This window comes from Dyadobacter sp. 676 (assembly GCF_040448675.1).
In the GTDB taxonomy this organism is placed as follows: domain Bacteria; phylum Bacteroidota; class Bacteroidia; order Cytophagales; family Spirosomataceae; genus Dyadobacter.
Map to the genome: position 1 here is coordinate 3,686,737 of NZ_CP159289.1, position 16,563 is coordinate 3,703,299.

At 51.6% G+C, this 16,563-nt stretch carries 17 protein-coding genes and 1 pseudogene; 12 read left to right on the forward strand and 6 right to left on the reverse strand.

The window, feature by feature from the left end; translation table 11 throughout:
- Window positions 1-6: 6 nt before the first annotated feature.
- The 3 genes from pdeM to ABV298_RS16630 all read left to right on the forward strand — a co-directional run bounded on the left by pdeM (window position 7) and on the right by ABV298_RS16630 (window position 1,855).
- The gene (gene pdeM, locus ABV298_RS16620; protein ID WP_353717321.1) at window positions 7-612 is read left to right on the forward strand and encodes a ligase-associated DNA damage response endonuclease PdeM; all 606 of its coding nucleotides are present in this window, start codon (window positions 7-9) and stop codon (window positions 610-612) included.
- Between the two features lie 248 nt (window positions 613-860).
- Entirely contained in the window at window positions 861-1,064 is a 204-nt protein-coding gene (locus ABV298_RS16625) for an AAA family ATPase (RefSeq protein WP_353723199.1), read from the forward strand.
- 2 nt (window positions 1,065-1,066) lie between these two features.
- Window positions 1,067-1,855 (forward strand): DUF4143 domain-containing protein, encoded by a 789-nt coding sequence (locus ABV298_RS16630; protein WP_353717322.1) that lies wholly within the window; start codon window positions 1,067-1,069, stop codon window positions 1,853-1,855.
- Between the two features lie 88 nt (window positions 1,856-1,943).
- On the opposite strand, the gene ABV298_RS16635 is transcribed toward ABV298_RS16630, so the two are convergent.
- The gene (locus ABV298_RS16635; protein WP_353717323.1) at window positions 1,944-2,192 is read right to left on the reverse strand and encodes a hypothetical protein; all 249 of its coding nucleotides are present in this window, start codon (window positions 2,190-2,192) and stop codon (window positions 1,944-1,946) included.
- An 81-nt stretch (window positions 2,193-2,273) separates the two neighbouring features.
- Window positions 2,274-2,483 carry a hypothetical protein gene (locus ABV298_RS16640; protein WP_353717324.1) on the reverse strand — a complete coding sequence of 70 codons (210 nt, stop codon included), beginning with the start codon at window positions 2,481-2,483 and terminating at the stop codon, window positions 2,274-2,276.
- A gap of 258 nt (window positions 2,484-2,741) precedes the next feature.
- Between ABV298_RS16640 and ABV298_RS16645 the strand changes: the two genes are divergently transcribed.
- Both ABV298_RS16645 and ABV298_RS16650 read left to right on the forward strand, forming a co-directional pair.
- The gene (locus tag ABV298_RS16645; protein ID WP_353717325.1) at window positions 2,742-3,233 is read left to right on the forward strand and encodes a (2Fe-2S)-binding protein; all 492 of its coding nucleotides are present in this window, start codon (window positions 2,742-2,744) and stop codon (window positions 3,231-3,233) included.
- Window positions 3,230-5,458 (forward strand): molybdopterin cofactor-binding domain-containing protein, encoded by a 2,229-nt coding sequence (locus tag ABV298_RS16650; RefSeq protein WP_353717326.1) that lies wholly within the window; start codon window positions 3,230-3,232, stop codon window positions 5,456-5,458. Before ABV298_RS16645 ends, ABV298_RS16650 begins: the two co-directional genes overlap by 4 nt.
- 51 nt (window positions 5,459-5,509) lie before the next feature.
- On the opposite strand, the gene ABV298_RS16655 is transcribed toward ABV298_RS16650, so the two are convergent.
- Window positions 5,510-6,973, reverse strand: a complete 1,464-nt coding sequence (locus tag ABV298_RS16655; protein ID WP_353717327.1) for a deoxyguanosinetriphosphate triphosphohydrolase — start codon at window positions 6,971-6,973, stop codon at window positions 5,510-5,512.
- Window positions 6,974-7,120: 147 nt separating this feature from the next.
- Between ABV298_RS16655 and ABV298_RS16660 the strand changes: the two are divergent.
- The 5 genes and pseudogenes from ABV298_RS16660 to ABV298_RS16680 all read left to right on the forward strand — a co-directional run bounded on the left by ABV298_RS16660 (window position 7,121) and on the right by ABV298_RS16680 (window position 10,714).
- Window positions 7,121-8,073: pseudogene (locus ABV298_RS16660) on the forward strand (DUF3500 domain-containing protein).
- A 49-nt stretch (window positions 8,074-8,122) separates the two neighbouring features.
- Entirely contained in the window at window positions 8,123-8,359 is a 237-nt protein-coding gene (locus ABV298_RS16665) for a hypothetical protein (protein WP_353717328.1), read from the forward strand.
- 286 nt (window positions 8,360-8,645) lie between these two features.
- On the forward strand, window positions 8,646-9,290 hold the full coding sequence (locus ABV298_RS16670; RefSeq protein ID WP_353717329.1) for a pseudouridine synthase: 645 nt from the start codon (window positions 8,646-8,648) through the stop codon (window positions 9,288-9,290).
- A 66-nt stretch (window positions 9,291-9,356) separates the two neighbouring features.
- Window positions 9,357-9,728: a YccF domain-containing protein gene (locus tag ABV298_RS16675; protein WP_090157140.1), complete on the forward strand. Its 372-nt coding sequence runs from the start codon at window positions 9,357-9,359 to the stop codon at window positions 9,726-9,728.
- On the forward strand, window positions 9,725-10,714 hold the full coding sequence (locus ABV298_RS16680; protein WP_353717330.1) for an NAD(P)H-quinone oxidoreductase: 990 nt from the start codon (window positions 9,725-9,727) through the stop codon (window positions 10,712-10,714). Before ABV298_RS16675 ends, ABV298_RS16680 begins: the two co-directional genes overlap by 4 nt.
- Here the strand turns inward: ABV298_RS16680 and ABV298_RS16685 are convergent.
- Genes ABV298_RS16685 through ABV298_RS16695 form a run of 3 tightly spaced genes read right to left on the reverse strand, consistent with a single transcriptional unit; the run spans window position 10,689 to window position 13,462 of the window.
- The gene (locus ABV298_RS16685; RefSeq protein WP_353717331.1) at window positions 10,689-11,033 is read right to left on the reverse strand and encodes a hypothetical protein; all 345 of its coding nucleotides are present in this window, start codon (window positions 11,031-11,033) and stop codon (window positions 10,689-10,691) included. The two genes, ABV298_RS16680 and ABV298_RS16685, sit on opposite strands and share 26 nt — an antisense overlap.
- On the reverse strand, window positions 10,996-11,463 hold the full coding sequence (locus ABV298_RS16690) for a hypothetical protein (RefSeq protein WP_353717332.1): 468 nt from the start codon (window positions 11,461-11,463) through the stop codon (window positions 10,996-10,998). The genes ABV298_RS16685 and ABV298_RS16690 overlap by 38 nt, the downstream gene beginning before the upstream one ends.
- Before the next feature lie 52 nt (window positions 11,464-11,515).
- Window positions 11,516-13,462 carry a TonB-dependent receptor gene (locus tag ABV298_RS16695; protein ID WP_353717333.1) on the reverse strand — a complete coding sequence of 649 codons (1,947 nt, stop codon included), beginning with the start codon at window positions 13,460-13,462 and terminating at the stop codon, window positions 11,516-11,518.
- Between the two features lie 71 nt (window positions 13,463-13,533).
- Here ABV298_RS16695 and ABV298_RS16700 point away from each other — a divergent pair, with 71 nt between their 5' ends.
- Together ABV298_RS16700 and ABV298_RS16705 are read left to right on the forward strand one after the other, a co-directional pair.
- Window positions 13,534-15,021 (forward strand): PLP-dependent aminotransferase family protein, encoded by a 1,488-nt coding sequence (locus tag ABV298_RS16700; protein ID WP_353717334.1) that lies wholly within the window; start codon window positions 13,534-13,536, stop codon window positions 15,019-15,021.
- Between the two features lie 83 nt (window positions 15,022-15,104).
- On the forward strand, window positions 15,105-16,457 hold the full coding sequence (locus tag ABV298_RS16705; protein ID WP_353717335.1) for a D-arabinono-1,4-lactone oxidase: 1,353 nt from the start codon (window positions 15,105-15,107) through the stop codon (window positions 16,455-16,457).
- Window positions 16,458-16,563: the final 106 nt, after the last annotated feature.

Genomic DNA, 16,563 nt, shown 5'->3' on the forward strand with positions numbered 1-16,563 from the left:
TTATTATTGACACAGAGGGCAGTTTTTTGGGAGGAGGCGCAGACATTACTGATCGGAGACCTGCATTTGGGCAAAGTGACGCATTTCAGAAAAGAGGGCATCGCCATTCCGAACAATGCTGCCGCCAACAATTTTCAGCGGCTGAATGAAATAGTCAGGCAAACCGGTGCAACCCGCATTATATTCCTCGGAGACCTCTTTCACAGCCAGTATAATTCGGAATGGGAAACCTTCCGTGAATGGCGTGCCGGGCATCACTACATCGAAATGATCATCGTGATGGGCAATCACGATATCCTGCCCGTAAGCCTGCTTCTCGAATGCGACCTGCGGGTGTACGCGAATGATTACGAGGAAGCCGGTTTCGTCTTCACCCATCACCCGAAACTGGAATTCGACATCTCAAAATTTGTCTTTGCCGGGCATGTCCATCCGGTGTTTACCTCTTACGGTAAAGGCCGGCAGAGTGTGCGACTACCATGTTTTGTAGTTGACAAATACCAGGCGATCCTGCCGAGTTTTGGCGTATTCACGGGCGGTTACCAAATGGGACTGGCGGACGACCGGAAAATATACATTACGACCGAAACGCGGATTTTTTCTGTTTGTTAGACGTTGATTCTAAGAGATTTTATGTCAAAACTGGAAAAATGTGGAATCTGATTCCATATTTTTCCGGTTTGACTATTTTTGGTAAATGATCGAAAGAATAGCTGCATCAAAAATCCGGCAACTGGCCAAAGTATTCAAGTCTGTGGCGATAACCGGGCCGCGCCAGTCCGGCAACACCACGTTGGCGAAATCGCTGTTCCGATAAGGCCTATTTATCGCTCGAAAATCCCGACACGCGTAGATTTGCCCTGGAAGATCCACGCGGTTTTTTGTCGAGATACCAATCCGGGGCAATTTTTGACGAAGTTCAGCGGGCTCCGGAGCTATTTTCATACTTGCAGGAAATCCTCGACGAATCGCCGGAACCGGGCCGATTCATATTAACCGGGTCCAATAACTTCTGCTGCAACAAAATATTTCCCAGACACTCGCCGGCCGGGTTGCATTCCTGAACTTGCTGCCGTTCAGCACGGAGGAACTTTATGGCGGGACCAAAAATTTGCCTGCGGAAGATCAGATTATCTTTAAAGGCCTGTACCCGCCGATTTACGAACCGGGAATCCCGCCTGAGGACTGGTTCCCCAATTATCTGCGAACCTACATCGACCGCGACGTCAGGCAAATTAAAAACATCACTGACCTGATCGTTTTCGAAAAATTCCTACGGCTCCTTGCCGGGCGGAATGGCCAGGAACTGAACCTTACCTCGCTTGCGGTTGATACCGGCGTAGATACGAGAACCGTGCAGTCATGGGTCGGTATTCTGGAAAGCAGCTTTATCATTTACCTGCTTCGTCCGCATTTCAAAAATTTCAACAAAACACTTGTCAAGCGGCCCAAGGTGTATTTCTACGATACGGGCCTGGTTTGTTCATTGCTGGGTATTTCCAACAGCGACCAACTCGCGCTGCACCCTCTACGCGGGGCGCTTTTTGAATCTCTGGTGGTAACGGAGCTTGTCAAGCAGCGGACGAATGCGGGAAAACCGGTCAATCTTTACTATTGGCGGGATAAAACGGGACATGAGGTTGATATTATCATCGACAATGGGCTATCAATGATCCCGGTGGAGATCAAGGCCGGTCAAACCGTCAACAACGAGTTTTTTGGCAACATATCTTATTGGAACAAATTGAGCGGAGCAACAACCGGCTACATAGCTTACGCGGGCAATCGGGTTGAGGAACGTTCTAGCGGCATTCATGTCCTGAATTGGTTTGAATTGCTGGCACGAGGTATTTAGAACGACGTTTGGGGGGAAGGAGGCTCTTCGCGAGCCTGAACGGGAAGTTATCGCAACGCTGTAACCGTGCATCCTCCGGAATTGACACTTATTTACCGGCATGGAGCCGGTAACATTCGCCCAGTTGGGAAATGAGGTTGGCGACACGGAGCTGATTGGCGATATGAACCCGCATTTCCGGCCCTACATTTACCAGATTTTCAGTAAAAAGAAGGCTCTCGACCATGAAATGCAGCGAACCGATTATTTCGCTGGCGCTGTCTGTTTGGAAGAATGCCTTGACGATTTCATATGTTCTTTTCTCGATTTCATCCGAATCGTCAATGGGTGTGTTCATATCTGAATGCGGTTTAATTGAAAGTATCAGTTCAAACGATTTGTAGAGTAATCTACAAATTCAGGCCAAATAAAAAGCCTCCTAAGGTTCAAAAGTAATGATTGTCTCAATCTTGAATTTGCCGAACTCGGTCAATATCTCTCTCATCCGTTTTTCGGAAACACCCCCGCCATGGGTGTAGTCACGCCATGCCGAAACCGGTTTTCCTTTCTTCAAATCGGCGGGGAGCTTCGGATATTCATTTTTCAACCACCAATCGAAAGCTTCCGGAATTGAAGAGAATTTCTTCATCGTTACAAATATACGGTTTGTGGAGTATTCTACAAATTGTAAATGGTTAGGTAAAAAGCTGATTTGTAGTTACGACAAATATACCAGTTTACATTTATCTATCGGCTTAATTAACCTTCCAGCCACCCTGATTTTCATACTCGCAGATTTGGAGGTTTAAATCGGATGAGTTCCATTCAATTCTTTCACGACCAAACCATTAGACTCGCCCTCTGGAGCGGTTTTATAATTAATCCCAACAAACCGGGCACGAAAACCATGGCGGACATCATCGACATCAAAGTAAACGGCAAACAGCACCGCGTGGAAGCGGAGCAGGGCATGCCGCTTCTGTATTTGCTTCGTAACAAACTGGAACTGAACGGGCCGAAATATGGGTGCGGGATCGGACAGTGTGGAAGCTGTATGGTGCTGCTGAACGGGAAAGCGACGCCTTCCTGCGCCGTCCCCGGTTCGGCGGTGGCGGCTTACGAGATTACTACTCTGGACGGACTGGTGAAAGACGGAAAATTGGACATTGTGCAGGAGGCATTCGTGGATGAGCAGGCGGCACAGTGTGGTTATTGTATGAACGGGATGATCATATCCGCCAAGGCGCTGTTGGCCGATAACCCGAAACCTTCGGATGCGGAAATACGGCAGGCGCTTAATGGCGTTTTGTGCCGGTGCGGCACGCATACGCGGATCATCAATGCAGTTAAAAAAGCGGCCGCACAAATGAATGGTAACCCAAATGCCCGGAAATCATGAACGCATTCGAAGCAAATAACCCGGGCAAAATACCTGGAACGGGCCGCAGAGCGTTTCTCCGGAATTCGGGACGGTTGCTGATCGGGTTTCAGATGTTGCCGTTCCTCGACCTCCCAGGCTCGGATAATGCCGCCTCCCACCCGGTTGCAGGCAATGGAAAGACGATCGATTCCTGGTTGCAATTCGATTCGGAAGGCTTATTAACGGTCATTACCGGCAAAATGGAGCTCGGGCAGGGTATTCGGACGGCCCTGATGCAAATGGCAGCCGAGGAACTGGACTTGCCGATGGAGTATGTGCGCATCGTCATTGCGGATACGGCGCAGACGCAGGACGAGCGATACACCGCCGGTAGCGGTTCCATTGAAGGCAGCGGCAATTCGATCCGCCAGGCTGCCGCCGAAGCGAGGCGTTATTTGCTTAAACTGGCCGCCGACAGGTTCGATACCAGCGTCGAAAAGCTTACGGTTGCGAATGGTGTTGTAAGTTATGGGGCACAAAAGACCGCCTACCGGGATTTGATCAAAGGTAAGCAGCTCGAAGCGGAAGTGACTGGCAATGCGCCATTGAAAAAGCCCTCCGAATTTCGATTGATCGGAAAGCCGGTTACCCGGTTGGATATTGCGCAAATTGCGGCCGCTAAACCTTATTACATCCAGGATATGCGATTGCCCGGAATGGTCCACGCGCGGGTGTTACGTCCGCCTGCCTATTCCGCAAAGCTGCTTTCTGTCCCCGAAGAGGAAGTTATGAAATTGCCACACGTGACTCGGGTGGTGAGAAACGGCAGCTTCATAGCGGTGGTGGCGGACGATGAGTTTCAGAGCATCGAAGCATGGAGGCTGTTGCGGGAAAAGGCTAAATGGGATATTCCGGCGATATCGCCGGAGCCTGCCGGAATTTACGACGATATTTTGAGGAAGGGGACAGCCGCCGAAATGGTGGAAGAAAAGAACAATGTGGAAAAAGAACTGGCGGAGGCGACGGTAACATGGGAGGCGGTCTATAAACGGCCCTATCATATGCATGGCTCCATCGGGCCTTCGTGCGCCATTGCCGAATGGAAGGATGGCTTGCTGACGATCTGGTCGCATAGCCAGGGCGTGTATCCGTTGAGGAGGACAATTTCCCATCTTTTGGGCCTTCCGGAGAATAAAATCCGCATTATCGGTACACCAGGCTCCGGCTGCTATGGACATAATGGTGCCGACGATGTGGCCGGCGACGCTGCTTTGATCGCCATGCGGGTGCCGGGTAGGCCTGTGCGTGTGCAATGGATGCGGGAAGACGAGCATCAATGGGAGCCTTATGGTTCGGCAATGATCCTGAAAATTAAGGGAGGGATTGACCGGGACGGTCGTGTGAATGCCTGGCAAACGGAAATCTGGTCCGACACGCATTCCACGCGCCCGGGTGGTAATGCCGGGTATTTGCTGGCGGCGCGCGATCTTGAAAAGCCATTCAGTTTTAAAGCAGGCGGCTTTTCGGGCGGTAGCCACCGGAATTCGGTGCCTTTATACGATTTTGCTTCCCAAAAAATTACTCTGCATGATTATAAGGGCCCGCTACGGACTTCGGCACTCCGAAGCCTGGGTGCCTACGCCAATATTTTTGCACTGGAATCCTTTATGGATGAACTGGCTATTAAAGCCGGAAAAGATCCCGTGACATTCAGGCTAATGCATTTGAAGGACCCGCGGGCACGGGCTGTGATCGAGTTGCTGGTGGAGAAAGGAGGATGGAGAAAAAGGAAGAGAGAGCATATAGGAGAGGGACTTGCATTTGCGCGGTATAAAAACAATGCGGCTTATTGTGCGGTGAAAGCGGAGGTCTCGATCGATCCTCAGCGCAAAACTTACAGGATTACGAAGCTGAGCGGCGCAATCGACGCCGGACAGGCTATTAACAGTACAGGAATAGTCAATCAGACTGCCGGGGGGATGATCCAGGCGGCGAGTTGGACGATGCTGGAAGAGGTGCTTTACGATCGAAATGGTATCACCAGTACCTCCTGGGATAAATATCCGATCCTTCGTTTTGAAGATGTGCCTGATACGGAAGTTTTTATGATCGATCGGCCGGAACTGGAACCCATGGGGGCCGGCGAAGCTGCGCAGGGACCCACCGCAGCCGCCATTGCCAATGCGATTTTCCATGCAACGGGCAGCCGTTTACGTGAACTTCCGCTTCGTCCCGACAAAATCGACTGGAAAAAGCTCGGCTGATTGCCTGATAATGCGCTGCTTCTCCGGCCGTGATAGCAAAACCGTGCCCGCCTACGAAATAGACGGGAATGAGATCCCCTTGATTTTACGGAACAATTCTACTGCATAAAGGTCGGTCATCCCTGAAACAAAGTCGAGGACCGTCTGGATTTTGGAATAAGTGTCTGTTCGTGTGGTGATAAACTGTTTCGGGATCAGATCGACCAGTTTGCGGGTATAATGCGAGTTGTTGTAAAGGTATGCCGGCACGAACTCTTCGAGCAGCCCGCCCATTACTTTGTAGCCAGCCACCTCTATCTGGACCACCGAGGAATAGTTGTAAATTTTCTGAACGGAAATACGCTCGATTTCTTTCATCGCAGACCGGTGTGGTTCTGGAATGCGGTCGATGAGGCTTGCATTGAAATCGCCATTCAAAATTGCTTCCTGTTCATTGATAAACAGCTCCGAGCAGACGCCTATGAGCGTGCTGATCGATTTCGCACGCAGCAAGCCTATTTTCGCGTCATCGTCTTCGATGCCGGCAAGCCTGGCTTCCATTCGCGGATCGTTGCAAAGCGCGAGCAGCAATGCTTCGACTTCCTGGTAGGAAAGGATTTTCAAACGGTGCGCATCCTCGAGATCGATGATATTGTAACAAATGTCGTCCGCCGCTTCCACCAGATATACCAGGGGATGCCTTTTGTAAACCAGCGGGGATTCCGAAACCTGCGAAAGCCCGAGCTCCGCGGCGATCTTTTGGAAACCAGGTTGTTCTGATTGGAAAAAGCCGTATTTTTTGGTATAAATATTCGCCTTACGATGCCCGGCGAGTGATTCGCATGGATATTTGGCGATGGCGGCGAGGGTAGAATAAGTCAGCGCGAAACTGCCGTAGCCCTTACCCGCATACGGATGTGTCAGAATTCGGATGGCGTTGGCGTTACCTTCAAAATGTGTCAGATCGGCCCATTGTGCTTCGGTCACGTCATTTTGGTATTTCGAGCCTTCGCCGTCGGTGAAGTAATGCGAAATCGCCGCCTCCCCCGAATGTCCGAAAGCGGGGTTCCCGAGGTCGTGGGCCAGGCATGCCGCCGATACGATGTTCCCGATTTCGCTGATGAGCGGTAAAGTCTCGTCAACCCGGGGATCGTGGCTTTGCAGATGATTGTAAAACATCCGTCCGAGCGATTTGCCCACGCTCGCTACTTCCAGGCTGTGGGTGAGCCGGTTATGAACGAAAATGCTGCCTGGGAGCGGGAAAACCTGTGTTTTGTTCTGCAAACGGCGGAACGGCGATGAAAAGATCAGCCTGTCGTAATCGCGCTGGAATTCCGAGCGCGCTTCGGTCGGGTCGGAGTTGTATTTGTCTTCACTGCCCCAGCGTTTAGCGGACAGCAATTTTTCCCACTGCATCATATTGTTTCTTCTGATAAACCGCAAAACTAACGCCTTTCGCGGGAAAATACGCGGGAAAGAAGCAATGGTCGTTTCCAGGTAGAAACGAATGCGCCGGCGGCTTTTAAGGGGTAACAACCAAAGATTTATTTCAACCGAAACGATATGAAAAAGTTAGTCTGGTGTCTGGTTTTCGGATTAATGCTAGCACAAACCGGCAATCCGGCTGTTGGAAGCAAGTCGCCGGCCGGGAATGGCCCGAATGATGAAAAGCTTGCCCGGGAAATGCAGGCGGCAGTAACGGGGTTTCTGAAAACGCTTTCGGCCGGGCAGCGAAAAGAAACGGAGCTTCCCTACGCGGACCTGGCCCGTTTTGACTGGAATTTTACACCCCGCGCCCGCAAAGGGATCACTTTTAAAACGATGAACGCCGCCCAGCGCAAAGCCGCCATGGAGATGATCCGCGTAGTGCTTAGCCAGGAAGGGTACAACAAAGCCGAGCAGATCATCGACCTCGAAAATGTGCTTCGCGTGGTGGAATCCCGCCCGGCCAACGATACTTACCGCGATCCCGGGAACTATGCATTCCTCGTTTTTGGCGAACCAGGCAATGGACCGTGGGGCTGGCGCGTCGAAGGGCACCATTTGTCGCTGCATTTTTCGTCGATAGACAACCAGATCACCTATACACCCAGTTTTATGGGCAGTAACCCAGGCGTGGTAATGGCCGACGTGCCCCAAAAGGGCAGGCGTATTCTCAAAGCCGAACAGGATATGGCTTTCGAGCTGCTTCATAGCTTAGACGCCTCCCAACTGGCGAAAGCGAATCTTGGGCCTAAAGCACCGAACGAAATATTTACTTCCAATGCAAGAAAGGCCTCACTGGCAAAAATGGAAGGCATTGCCATGGGGGAACTCGATGCGGACAGAAGGCGATATTCAAAAAACTGGTTATGGCTTACCTTCAGCGCTATCATGTTACGTTAAAGAACCAACAGTGGGCCGAGCTTGAAAAGAACGGTCTCGACAAAATCCATTTTGCCTGGCTCGGCGACCAGCAACCCGAAATCGGTACCGGCCACGGGCATTACTATCGCATCCACGGCCCTACATTCCTGATCGAATTCGACAACACGCAGAACGGCGGCAACCATATTCACTCGGTAGTACGCGATCTGACCAGCGATTTCGGGGAAGACCTGTTGCAGGCGCATTATGAGGCGGGACATAAGAAGTGAGGGAATAGGAGTAAAAACCCGTATATTCGGATAACCAAAAATCAGGGAAATGGCTACAACAGGATTGAAAGAACGGTTGATCGATAAAATCAGGAGCATCGATAATGAGGATATTCCGGCGGAGGCTTACCGGCTGCTGGGAGCCGAAACCGATATCGAGGAGCCTTACGATTTGAATCGGGAACAGACGGAGGCAATAGCAGAAGCAAGACAACAAATCAAAAGTGGTGCATATCTAACCAATCATGAGGCGGATAAAGAAATAGACGAATGGCTAAACAAGTAATCTGGTCCGCCAGAGCACACTGATAGAAAGGAAATATTGGAATACTGGATTCGAAGAAACAAATCCAAAGCTTATAGCCGGAGACTGAACCGGCTTTTTAAGGACGCAGCGTAATTAATATCTATGTTCCCCAATATAGGAAAACGAACAAGCGTCGACCATGTCGGTATCAAGATCGTACGGGATTATTTTCTGATTATAAGGAAACCGAATCAGAAATACATATTCTGACGATTTGGAATAGTAATCAGAATCCGGAAAATTTGGAGTGGGATTTTAACGACCGATGACTTCGCACCGCTACTTCATTATCAACAAGCCACCCAACATGGTTTCCCAGTTCGTCAGCTCGCACGATGTGCGTTTGCTGGGGGAACTGGATTTTGCATTTCCGGAAGGAACGCATGCAGTAGGCCGACTTGACAGCCTTTCGGAAGGGCTGCTGATCCTCACCACCAACAAGAGAGTTACCAATTTGCTGTTTCTCGGCGAAGTGCCACACAAGCGTACCTACTGGGTGAATGTTGGCCACGTCGTGGCGCCTGAAACCGTGGAGTTGCTACGCACGGGCATTCCCATTCGTGTAAAAGGGGGCGGGTATTACACCACAGCACCCTGCGAAGTGGAAATCATCGAACGACCGGCGATTTTGACCAGACATAAAAATGAAACGCAGCCGGATGTGCCGAATACCTGGCTGAGCATTACGCTTACGGAGGGGAAATATCACCAGGTGCGTAAGATGGTGCGGGAAGCCAACCATCGTTGCAAACGCCTGGTTCGGGCCAGTATCGAGGACCTGGAACTGGGCGACCTGCCGCCCGGCGGGGTGAAGGAAATCGAAGAAGAGGAGTTTTTCAGGTTGTTGAAAATAGACAACTGGAAGTCAGCGATTTCGGCCGACCGTTTTGTAGAAGAGCCGCTTATCTAAAATCCGGCACATTAGTTGCTGCCGGAATTAGTTTTAACCTGTTGCTTACATCAAACCGATCGCGTCATGAACCTCATTGGGAACATTATCTGGCTTATTTTCGGCGGATTTGTCGTTTTTATCGAATACATGGCCGCGGGGCTCGCACTTTGTCTGACGATCGTCGGCATTCCCTTCGGTATCCAATGCTTTAAAATAGGTATCATGACGCTTTTTCCGTTCGGGCAGCATGTGCGGGAGGTGCCCGGCGATTCGGGCTGTTTGTCGACCGTTTTCAACATTATCTGGATTTTTCTGGGCGGCATCTGGATCGCGCTGACGCATTTGGTTTTTGGCATTTTGCTTGCCATCACCATTATCGGCCTGCCGTTTGCGAAACAGCATTTTAAATTGATGAGCCTTTCGTTTGCACCTTTCGGTAAGGAGATCTATTCATGAAAGCCATTGTGATAGCCCATCCCGGCGCACCGGAAGTTTTGCAGCCGCAGGAACGCGAAATCCCGCAGCCCACCAGTTCGGAAGTATTGATCAGGATTTACGCCGCGGGTATTAACAGGCCGGATGTTTTTCAGAGAAAAGGCAATTATCCGCCGCCACCCGGTGCGCCGCAGGACATTCCCGGACTCGAAGTAGCCGGGATAATAGAAAAAGTCGGAGCGGATGCGGCCCGGTGGAAGCCGGGGGATCGCGTATGCGCATTGCTCGTGGGCGGGGGGTACGCGGAATATGCACTTGCACAGGCGGGGCATTGCCTGCCGGTACCCGAGGGTTTCGATTTTGCACAGGCGGCTTCGCTGCCCGAAACTGTATTTACCGTTTGGCATAATGTGTTCCAAAGGGGCCGGTTGCAGGCAGGCGAGCGCTTTTTGGTACACGGAGGCAGCAGCGGTATTGGCATTACCGCCATTCAGCTTGCCAAAGCATTCGGTGCGGAAGTCATTACCACGGCTGGGTCGGATGAAAAATGCGCGGCTTGTAATGCATTGGGCGCCGATATTAGCATTAATTATAAAACTTCCGATTTCGAAGGAGCGCTGGGAAAATTAGGCGTAGATGTGATCCTCGACATGGTCGGTGGCGATTACATTCCCAAAAACCTCCGTTTGCTGCGCGAGGAAGGCAGGCTGGTTTTCATCAATACGATGAAAGGAGGAAAGGTCCCTGGGCCGGATGCTGCGGATTTTGGCCTGATTATGCGCAAGCGTTTGACGGTTACAGGAAGCACATTGCGGAACCGTGACCATGCATTTAAAACCGCGCTGGCATCGGAAATATACCGACATGTGTGGCCGGTTTTGGAAAGAAGGCAGTTCAAAGCCGTAATTGCCGCCACTTTTCCCCTTGCCGATGCCGCGAAAGCACATGCATTAATGGAGAGCAGCGATCATATCGGCAAAATTATTCTGCTGAATGAATGGTCGTGAGCCGGTCGTTGAGGATCTTCGAGATTTGATCGGCTTGCGCGTACACCATCAAGTGCCCGCCGCCTTCGATTACAATGTCCGGCTTTACGATCACGATGGGAATCAGCTTGTCGGCGGAGCCATGGATATGGAACAGGTTTTCGACCTTCTCTTTACGGTCCCAGCCGCTCATGCGTATCAGTGCCCATTTCAGGAATTTACTATCGGTGTCGTGCAGGATTTTTTTTAGCAACGTCTTCAATTCCGGCGTGTCGGCCCCGAAATATCCGTAGGTAATCCGGTTAGCGGATTTCAGCAACGGAGCCGACAGAGGCGACATGAGTAAAAACCGTATCATTAACTGATAAAATTTCGAAAGCGGGACACCCGTCGACATGCTCGAAATGAGCGTAACTTGTTGCGGACAAGCCACATCCGCGATTTCCGACGCAACCACTCCCCCCGAAAGAAAGGCCCACCAGCTGGAAAGGCTGCGAAGTATCGATTTGCTTGCTCAGGCGGGCTGCGTAATGTTGCAATGTTTCCTTTTTTAAAGGCCTTACCCACTTGATATACTTCACATTCAGCCGCGGGTCGAGTTTCAGCTTGGTGAACACGCGCTCGTCGGCGCCCAGGCCGCTGATAAAGTAGACGTTCATTTTCTTTACAGAGGGATCTACCGCGGAACTGTCGGTTGCGCTCATGGCCCGGGGGGCGGAAAATGAAAGGATTGTCAAAAGGAAACAGGAGTTACGTATTTTCGAAAACATAAACGGGTGCTTTCACTTCGGATATACGAACTCCTGCAAAAATAATGCCGTGTTATTTGGTAAAATTGAAGCGCACGCCGCCCATCACCCAACGGCCGGGCATTACCGAGCCCAATATATCGCTGTATTCCCTGTCGAATGTGTTATCCGCCTGAATAAACACGCCGAGTTGCCGTTTCAGGAAGCTGTATTCGGCGCGGGCGTTCAGGATAAAGTAGTTTTTTGAAATGGATGCCTCGATGGCCGATGCTTCGCGCTCCGCCCGCTTTTTATACAATCCGTTCAAGCTAACGGAAAAGGCGCCTATCTGGTAAATAGCGGAGAAATTAGTCAGAAACCGGGCATGCGATGACAGGTAAAACGACTGGATATTGCTTTTGTTGTCGCTGTCGAGCCAGGTAAGGCCTGCATTGAGGAGTAATTTCTGGTTGTCGGAGATCGCGCTGGCGGATTGGATATCCAGTTCGAAGCCGGTCGTATTCACCTCCGCGATATTAAGCGCGAGGCCGAATGTGCCCGTCGGTGAGAGGTTCTCTTTGCGCGGCATTTGCGCATACGGCGTGGTCACGTAATCGATCAGGTCTTTCTGACGGCGCTGGAAGAATGTGCCCGATACTTTAAGTTGGGAATTCGCATTGCCGGTGAGGAACCAGTCGGCGCCGGCTTCGTAGCTGAACGAACGCTCGGCTTTCAGGTCGGGGTTACCCACGCTGCCGCCGGTGACGAGCGTTTTGGCGTAGTTGTTAAAGCGTTCGGTAAAATCGGCGTCGCGAATGGTCTTGCCGGCGCTTGCCCGCAACTGCCAGCCTGATTTTTTGTATGACAAATTGATTTGCGGCGAAACTTCAGTGCCTATGTTCTCGCGCCAATCCATACGGACCGAGGGCGTTACAGTGAAATGCCCGCCAATATTCTGCACCACCGAGACGAACGGCGCGAGCTGGTTCAATGTATGGTTACCGCGGTCGTTCGACTCGATATTCCGCTGCTGGAAATTGACGCCCGCGATCAGGTTGGTGCCCTGTGTAATGCCTTGCTGTAATATGGCAAGCCCTTGCCACAATCGCGACTTGCTGCTGTTCGCGATAGAATGCGGGTTAAACAAATAGGTGTCCTGTACAGATTTGAACCCGCCGTCGATCGAAAACGCGGTTTTGTTTTTCTGATAGCTCAGCCTTACCTGGTTCCATGACATTTTTACCTTTTCGCTCGCCGTATCGGATTTCAAAACGGTGTAGAAGTTCTGCGCGGCGAAATCACGATGGTCGTAAGCGCTGCGGACGGCCAGGTTCCAGTTTGGGGAAATCGCATAACTGAGCGACAGCGAAGCGGTATTGTTATGGAAATAGCCTTTGATGCCGCGTTGCCGGACGCCCGACGCATTGTTGGAAAGAAATCCACCTGAAACGGCGAGTCTGTTGCGCTGGACAAATGCACCGATATTGGCATTGAACAGGCCATATTCGCCGGTGCTGATGCCACCGTTCACTTGTGTTTTTTTCGGGTTGTCCTCCGCATTGCCGGCGAGCCGCGCGGCGAATGTCCTGGAAATTACGTGGATAACCCCGCCCACGGCGTCGGAGCCGTATAATGCGGAAGAAGCGCCTTTCAAAACCTCGATCCGATCGATTTCAGCGGGTGAAATAGGAATGTAGCTGTTAAAATGTCCCGTATTGGGGTCGTTGAGCCGGAGGCCGTCGAGGATTACCAGCACTTGCTGGAACGTGCCGCCGCGCAGAACGATATCGCTTTGCGAACCCTGCGGCCCGCGCGCCTGGATTTCGACGCCGGGAACATAGCGTAGCAGGTCGTCGATGCTGTGCACCGGCAGCTGCTGAAAATATTCGCCTTTGATGACGGCGATGTTGCGACCGGTTTGGGATGCGCGTTTCTCGACGAGCGAAGAGGTAACCGTGACCGGGTCCAGGGATATTTCCTGGCCGAGCGCCCCGCCGGCGATCAATGATAAAAGCGCTGTGCCTAAGTAATGTACTTTCATTTGGGGGTTATTGGTATCGATTACAAAACTATTATCTTGCCGGACCGTTTATATGCTCCGGTTTGAATCTAATGAGTAGTCCGGTTGAAATACCTTTTAAAAATGTAATCCTGCTGGACCGTGCGTCCGGCACGCCTGTTTATTTACAAATCGCACACCAGATGATCAACGCCATTCAGCGTGGCGTACTCGTGTCGGGTGTGCAACTGCCTGGTACACGGGTGCTTGCGGATATGCTCGACGTGCACCGCAAAACCGTCGTCGCCGCGTACGGCGAGCTCGACGCCCAGGGCTGGATTGAAATGCTGCCGAACCGCGGAACGTTCGTGACGAGAAAAAATCCGGTAGTCCGGGGGAGCGCATTGCCGGCAAGTGTGAGCGATCTGAAACAATACCCACAGCGGACCGGCTTTGCATTCGAGGAAAGTATGCTGCTCGACAGGCCCGTTTCGCTTTCACGTGTGGACCTGGAATTCACCGATGGCCTTCCGGATGTGCGCCTCGCGCCTATGGACAAGCTGGCGAAGGCCTATTCCGGTGTTTTGCGAAGAAACAACAACCGGAAATACCTGACCTATTCGCATGTGGAGGGCAATATCTGGTTCCGCGAGCGCCTGGCGGCGTATCTGAACAATACGCGCGGGCTGCATATCGGCGCCGGGAATATCATTACGACCCGGGGCATCCAAATGGGCATTTACCTTGCATCGACGTTGTTGCTAAAAAAAGGTGATAATGTAGTTGTCGGTGACCTGAGCTACTATGTCGCCAATATGATTTTCCAGCAGGCCGGTGCGAATATCCTTTCCGTGCCGGTGGATGACCAGGGTATTTCAGTAGAGGCCATTCGGCAGCTTTGCGAACGTACGGCTATCCGCATGCTGTACATTACGCCGCACCACCATTACCCTACCACCGTAACACTGAGCGCCGAGCGCCGGATGGAGTTGCTGAATCTGTCGGTGCAATACGGGTTTATCATCCTGGAAGACGATCACGATTACGATTTCCACTATAACAGCAGTCCGGTGTTACCGCTGGCGAGTGCCGACGGGGCGGGGATGGTCGTTTATGTGGGATCGTTTTGCAAGGCACTGGCCCCTGGGTTGCGGTCGGGGTATGTGGTTGCGCCGCAGAATCTGATCCGCGAGCTGGGTAAAATGCGCCGTATCATCGATCGTCAGGGCGATTTGATGATGGAGCAGGCGCTGGCGGAACTGCTCGACGAAGGGGAAATCCAGCGGCATATCAAGAAAGCCCGGAAAGTTTACCACCAGCGCAGGGATTTGTTTACCGGATTGCTGGAAACGGAGCTCGGCTCCTGTTTATCGTTCAAAGCGCCACCCGGCGGACTGGCGATCTGGACCGAATGGCGGCGTGACATTAACCTCATGCGTGTAAGCAAGGAATGTCTGCGCGAAAACCTGCATTTGCCGCAAACGTTACTCTTCCAGACCGGCCGCCTCAGCGCCATGCGGCTCGGCTTCGGTAACCTGGACGAAAAGGAGCTGCGGGAAGCAACCTCCATTTTGAAAACAGCCCTGGAAAAGACCGCCTGAGGCACCGAAGGCGGTTGGAATGCTGATTTATTCAATTAATTTGGGATAAATTCCAATTTCGTGCATTTCAACCTGACTGCCGCATGAACAAACGTACTTTCATTAAACTTTCATCCGCATTGATGACGGCTCCTTTACTTTCCCCGCTCGCAGGCTGGGCCAATGGCGACAAGCTTCGCAACTGGGCAGGCAACCTCGAATACAGCACCGACAAGCTGGCTCTCGGTAAAGATTTGAAGCAGGTGCAGGCAATCGTGAAACAATATCCAAAGCTGAAAGTGCTTGGTACCAGACATTGCTTCAACGACATTGCGGATACGGCAGATCAGTTCATTTCCGTCGTGGGAGCGGAGGACTTCATGGATTTGGACACAAAAAACAAAACCGTGACTGTGAATGGCGGCTTGAAATACGGTCAGCTGGCGCCTTACCTGCACGGAAAAGGATTTGCACTGCATAACCTGGCTTCGCTGCCGCACATCTCCGTTGCGGGAGCGTGCGCTACGGCCACGCATGGCTCGGGCGATAAGAACGGGAACCTGGCGACGGCCGTTTCGGGGATGGAAATTGTAGCGGCGGATGGGGAAGTGGTGAAATTGAACAGGGAAAAAGACGGGGAGAAATTCAATGCGGCAGCGGTGCATCTGGGTGCATTGGGTGTGGTAACGAAGGTGACGCTCGATGTGCAGCCAACGTTTTTCATGGGCCAGGTTGTCTATGAAAACCTCCCGTTAAGCCAGTTGAGGGAGCATTTCGATGAAATTGAATCGAGAGGTTATAGTGTAAGCCTTTTTACCAACTGGGCTACCGACGATATCACCGAAGTGTGGATCAAGTTCAAAACGAATAGCGGTAAACCTTTGAAAGCAATGCCGGATAAGGAATTATTCGGTGCCAAGCTCGCCACTAAAAACATGCATCCGATTCCCGAGCTTTCGGCTGAAAATTGCACGGAGCAAATGGGTGTTCCGGGGCCGTGGTACGAGCGGATGCCGCATTTCAAAATGGGTTTCACCCCCAGCAGCGGGAAGGAATTGCAATCGGAGTATTTTGTGCCGAGGAAAAATGCGGTGGAAGCTATTCTAGCCATTTCAAAAATGGGTAGCCGGATCAGCCAGCATTTATTCACATCCGAAATCAGGACAATCGCGGCGGATAATTTGTGGCTGAGCCCGTGTTACAGGCAGGATTCGGTGGCGATCCATTTCACCTGGAAGCAGGACTGGCCGGCGGTGAGCAAGTTGTTGCCGGTGATCGAAAAAGAACTGGCCCCATTCGATCCGCGGCCGCATTGGGGCAAGTTGTTCACCGTTTCGCCGGGCTTGTTGGAAAAGCGGTATGAAAAACTGCCCGAGTTCAGGGAGCTGGCTGCGCAAATGGACCCGAAAGGAAAATTCCGCAATGCATTTTTGAATTTGAATGTGTTTAAAAAATAAATAAATAGAGCGTTTGAGGCAAGAGCTTCCTCCCGTCCCGACGGAATTAAATGGATGCCCGGAGCGTTTACCTGAAAGTGACTCATCTTCCATAAGTAAACCGATA

Coding starts and splice junctions, on each gene's coding strand:
- ABV298_RS16635 (WP_353717323.1), bottom strand. CDS start 2,192: ATGAACACACCCATTGACGATTCGGATGAAATCGAGAAAAGAACATAT.
- ABV298_RS16640 (WP_353717324.1), bottom strand. CDS start 2,483: ATGAAGAAATTCTCTTCAATTCCGGAAGCTTTCGATTGGTGGTTGAAA.
- ABV298_RS16645 (WP_353717325.1), top strand. CDS start 2,742: ATGGCGGACATCATCGACATCAAAGTAAACGGCAAACAGCACCGCGTG.
- ABV298_RS16650 (WP_353717326.1), top strand. CDS start 3,230: ATGAACGCATTCGAAGCAAATAACCCGGGCAAAATACCTGGAACGGGC.
- ABV298_RS16665 (WP_353717328.1), top strand. CDS start 8,123: ATGGCTACAACAGGATTGAAAGAACGGTTGATCGATAAAATCAGGAGC.
- ABV298_RS16670 (WP_353717329.1), top strand. CDS start 8,646: ATGACTTCGCACCGCTACTTCATTATCAACAAGCCACCCAACATGGTT.
- ABV298_RS16675 (WP_090157140.1), top strand. CDS start 9,357: ATGAACCTCATTGGGAACATTATCTGGCTTATTTTCGGCGGATTTGTC.
- ABV298_RS16680 (WP_353717330.1), top strand. CDS start 9,725: ATGAAAGCCATTGTGATAGCCCATCCCGGCGCACCGGAAGTTTTGCAG.
- ABV298_RS16685 (WP_353717331.1), bottom strand. CDS start 11,033: ATGTCGCCTCTGTCGGCTCCGTTGCTGAAATCCGCTAACCGGATTACC.
- ABV298_RS16690 (WP_353717332.1), bottom strand. CDS start 11,463: ATGTTTTCGAAAATACGTAACTCCTGTTTCCTTTTGACAATCCTTTCA.
- ABV298_RS16695 (WP_353717333.1), bottom strand. CDS start 13,462: ATGAAAGTACATTACTTAGGCACAGCGCTTTTATCATTGATCGCCGGC.
- ABV298_RS16700 (WP_353717334.1), top strand. CDS start 13,534: ATGAGTAGTCCGGTTGAAATACCTTTTAAAAATGTAATCCTGCTGGAC.
- ABV298_RS16705 (WP_353717335.1), top strand. CDS start 15,105: ATGAACAAACGTACTTTCATTAAACTTTCATCCGCATTGATGACGGCT.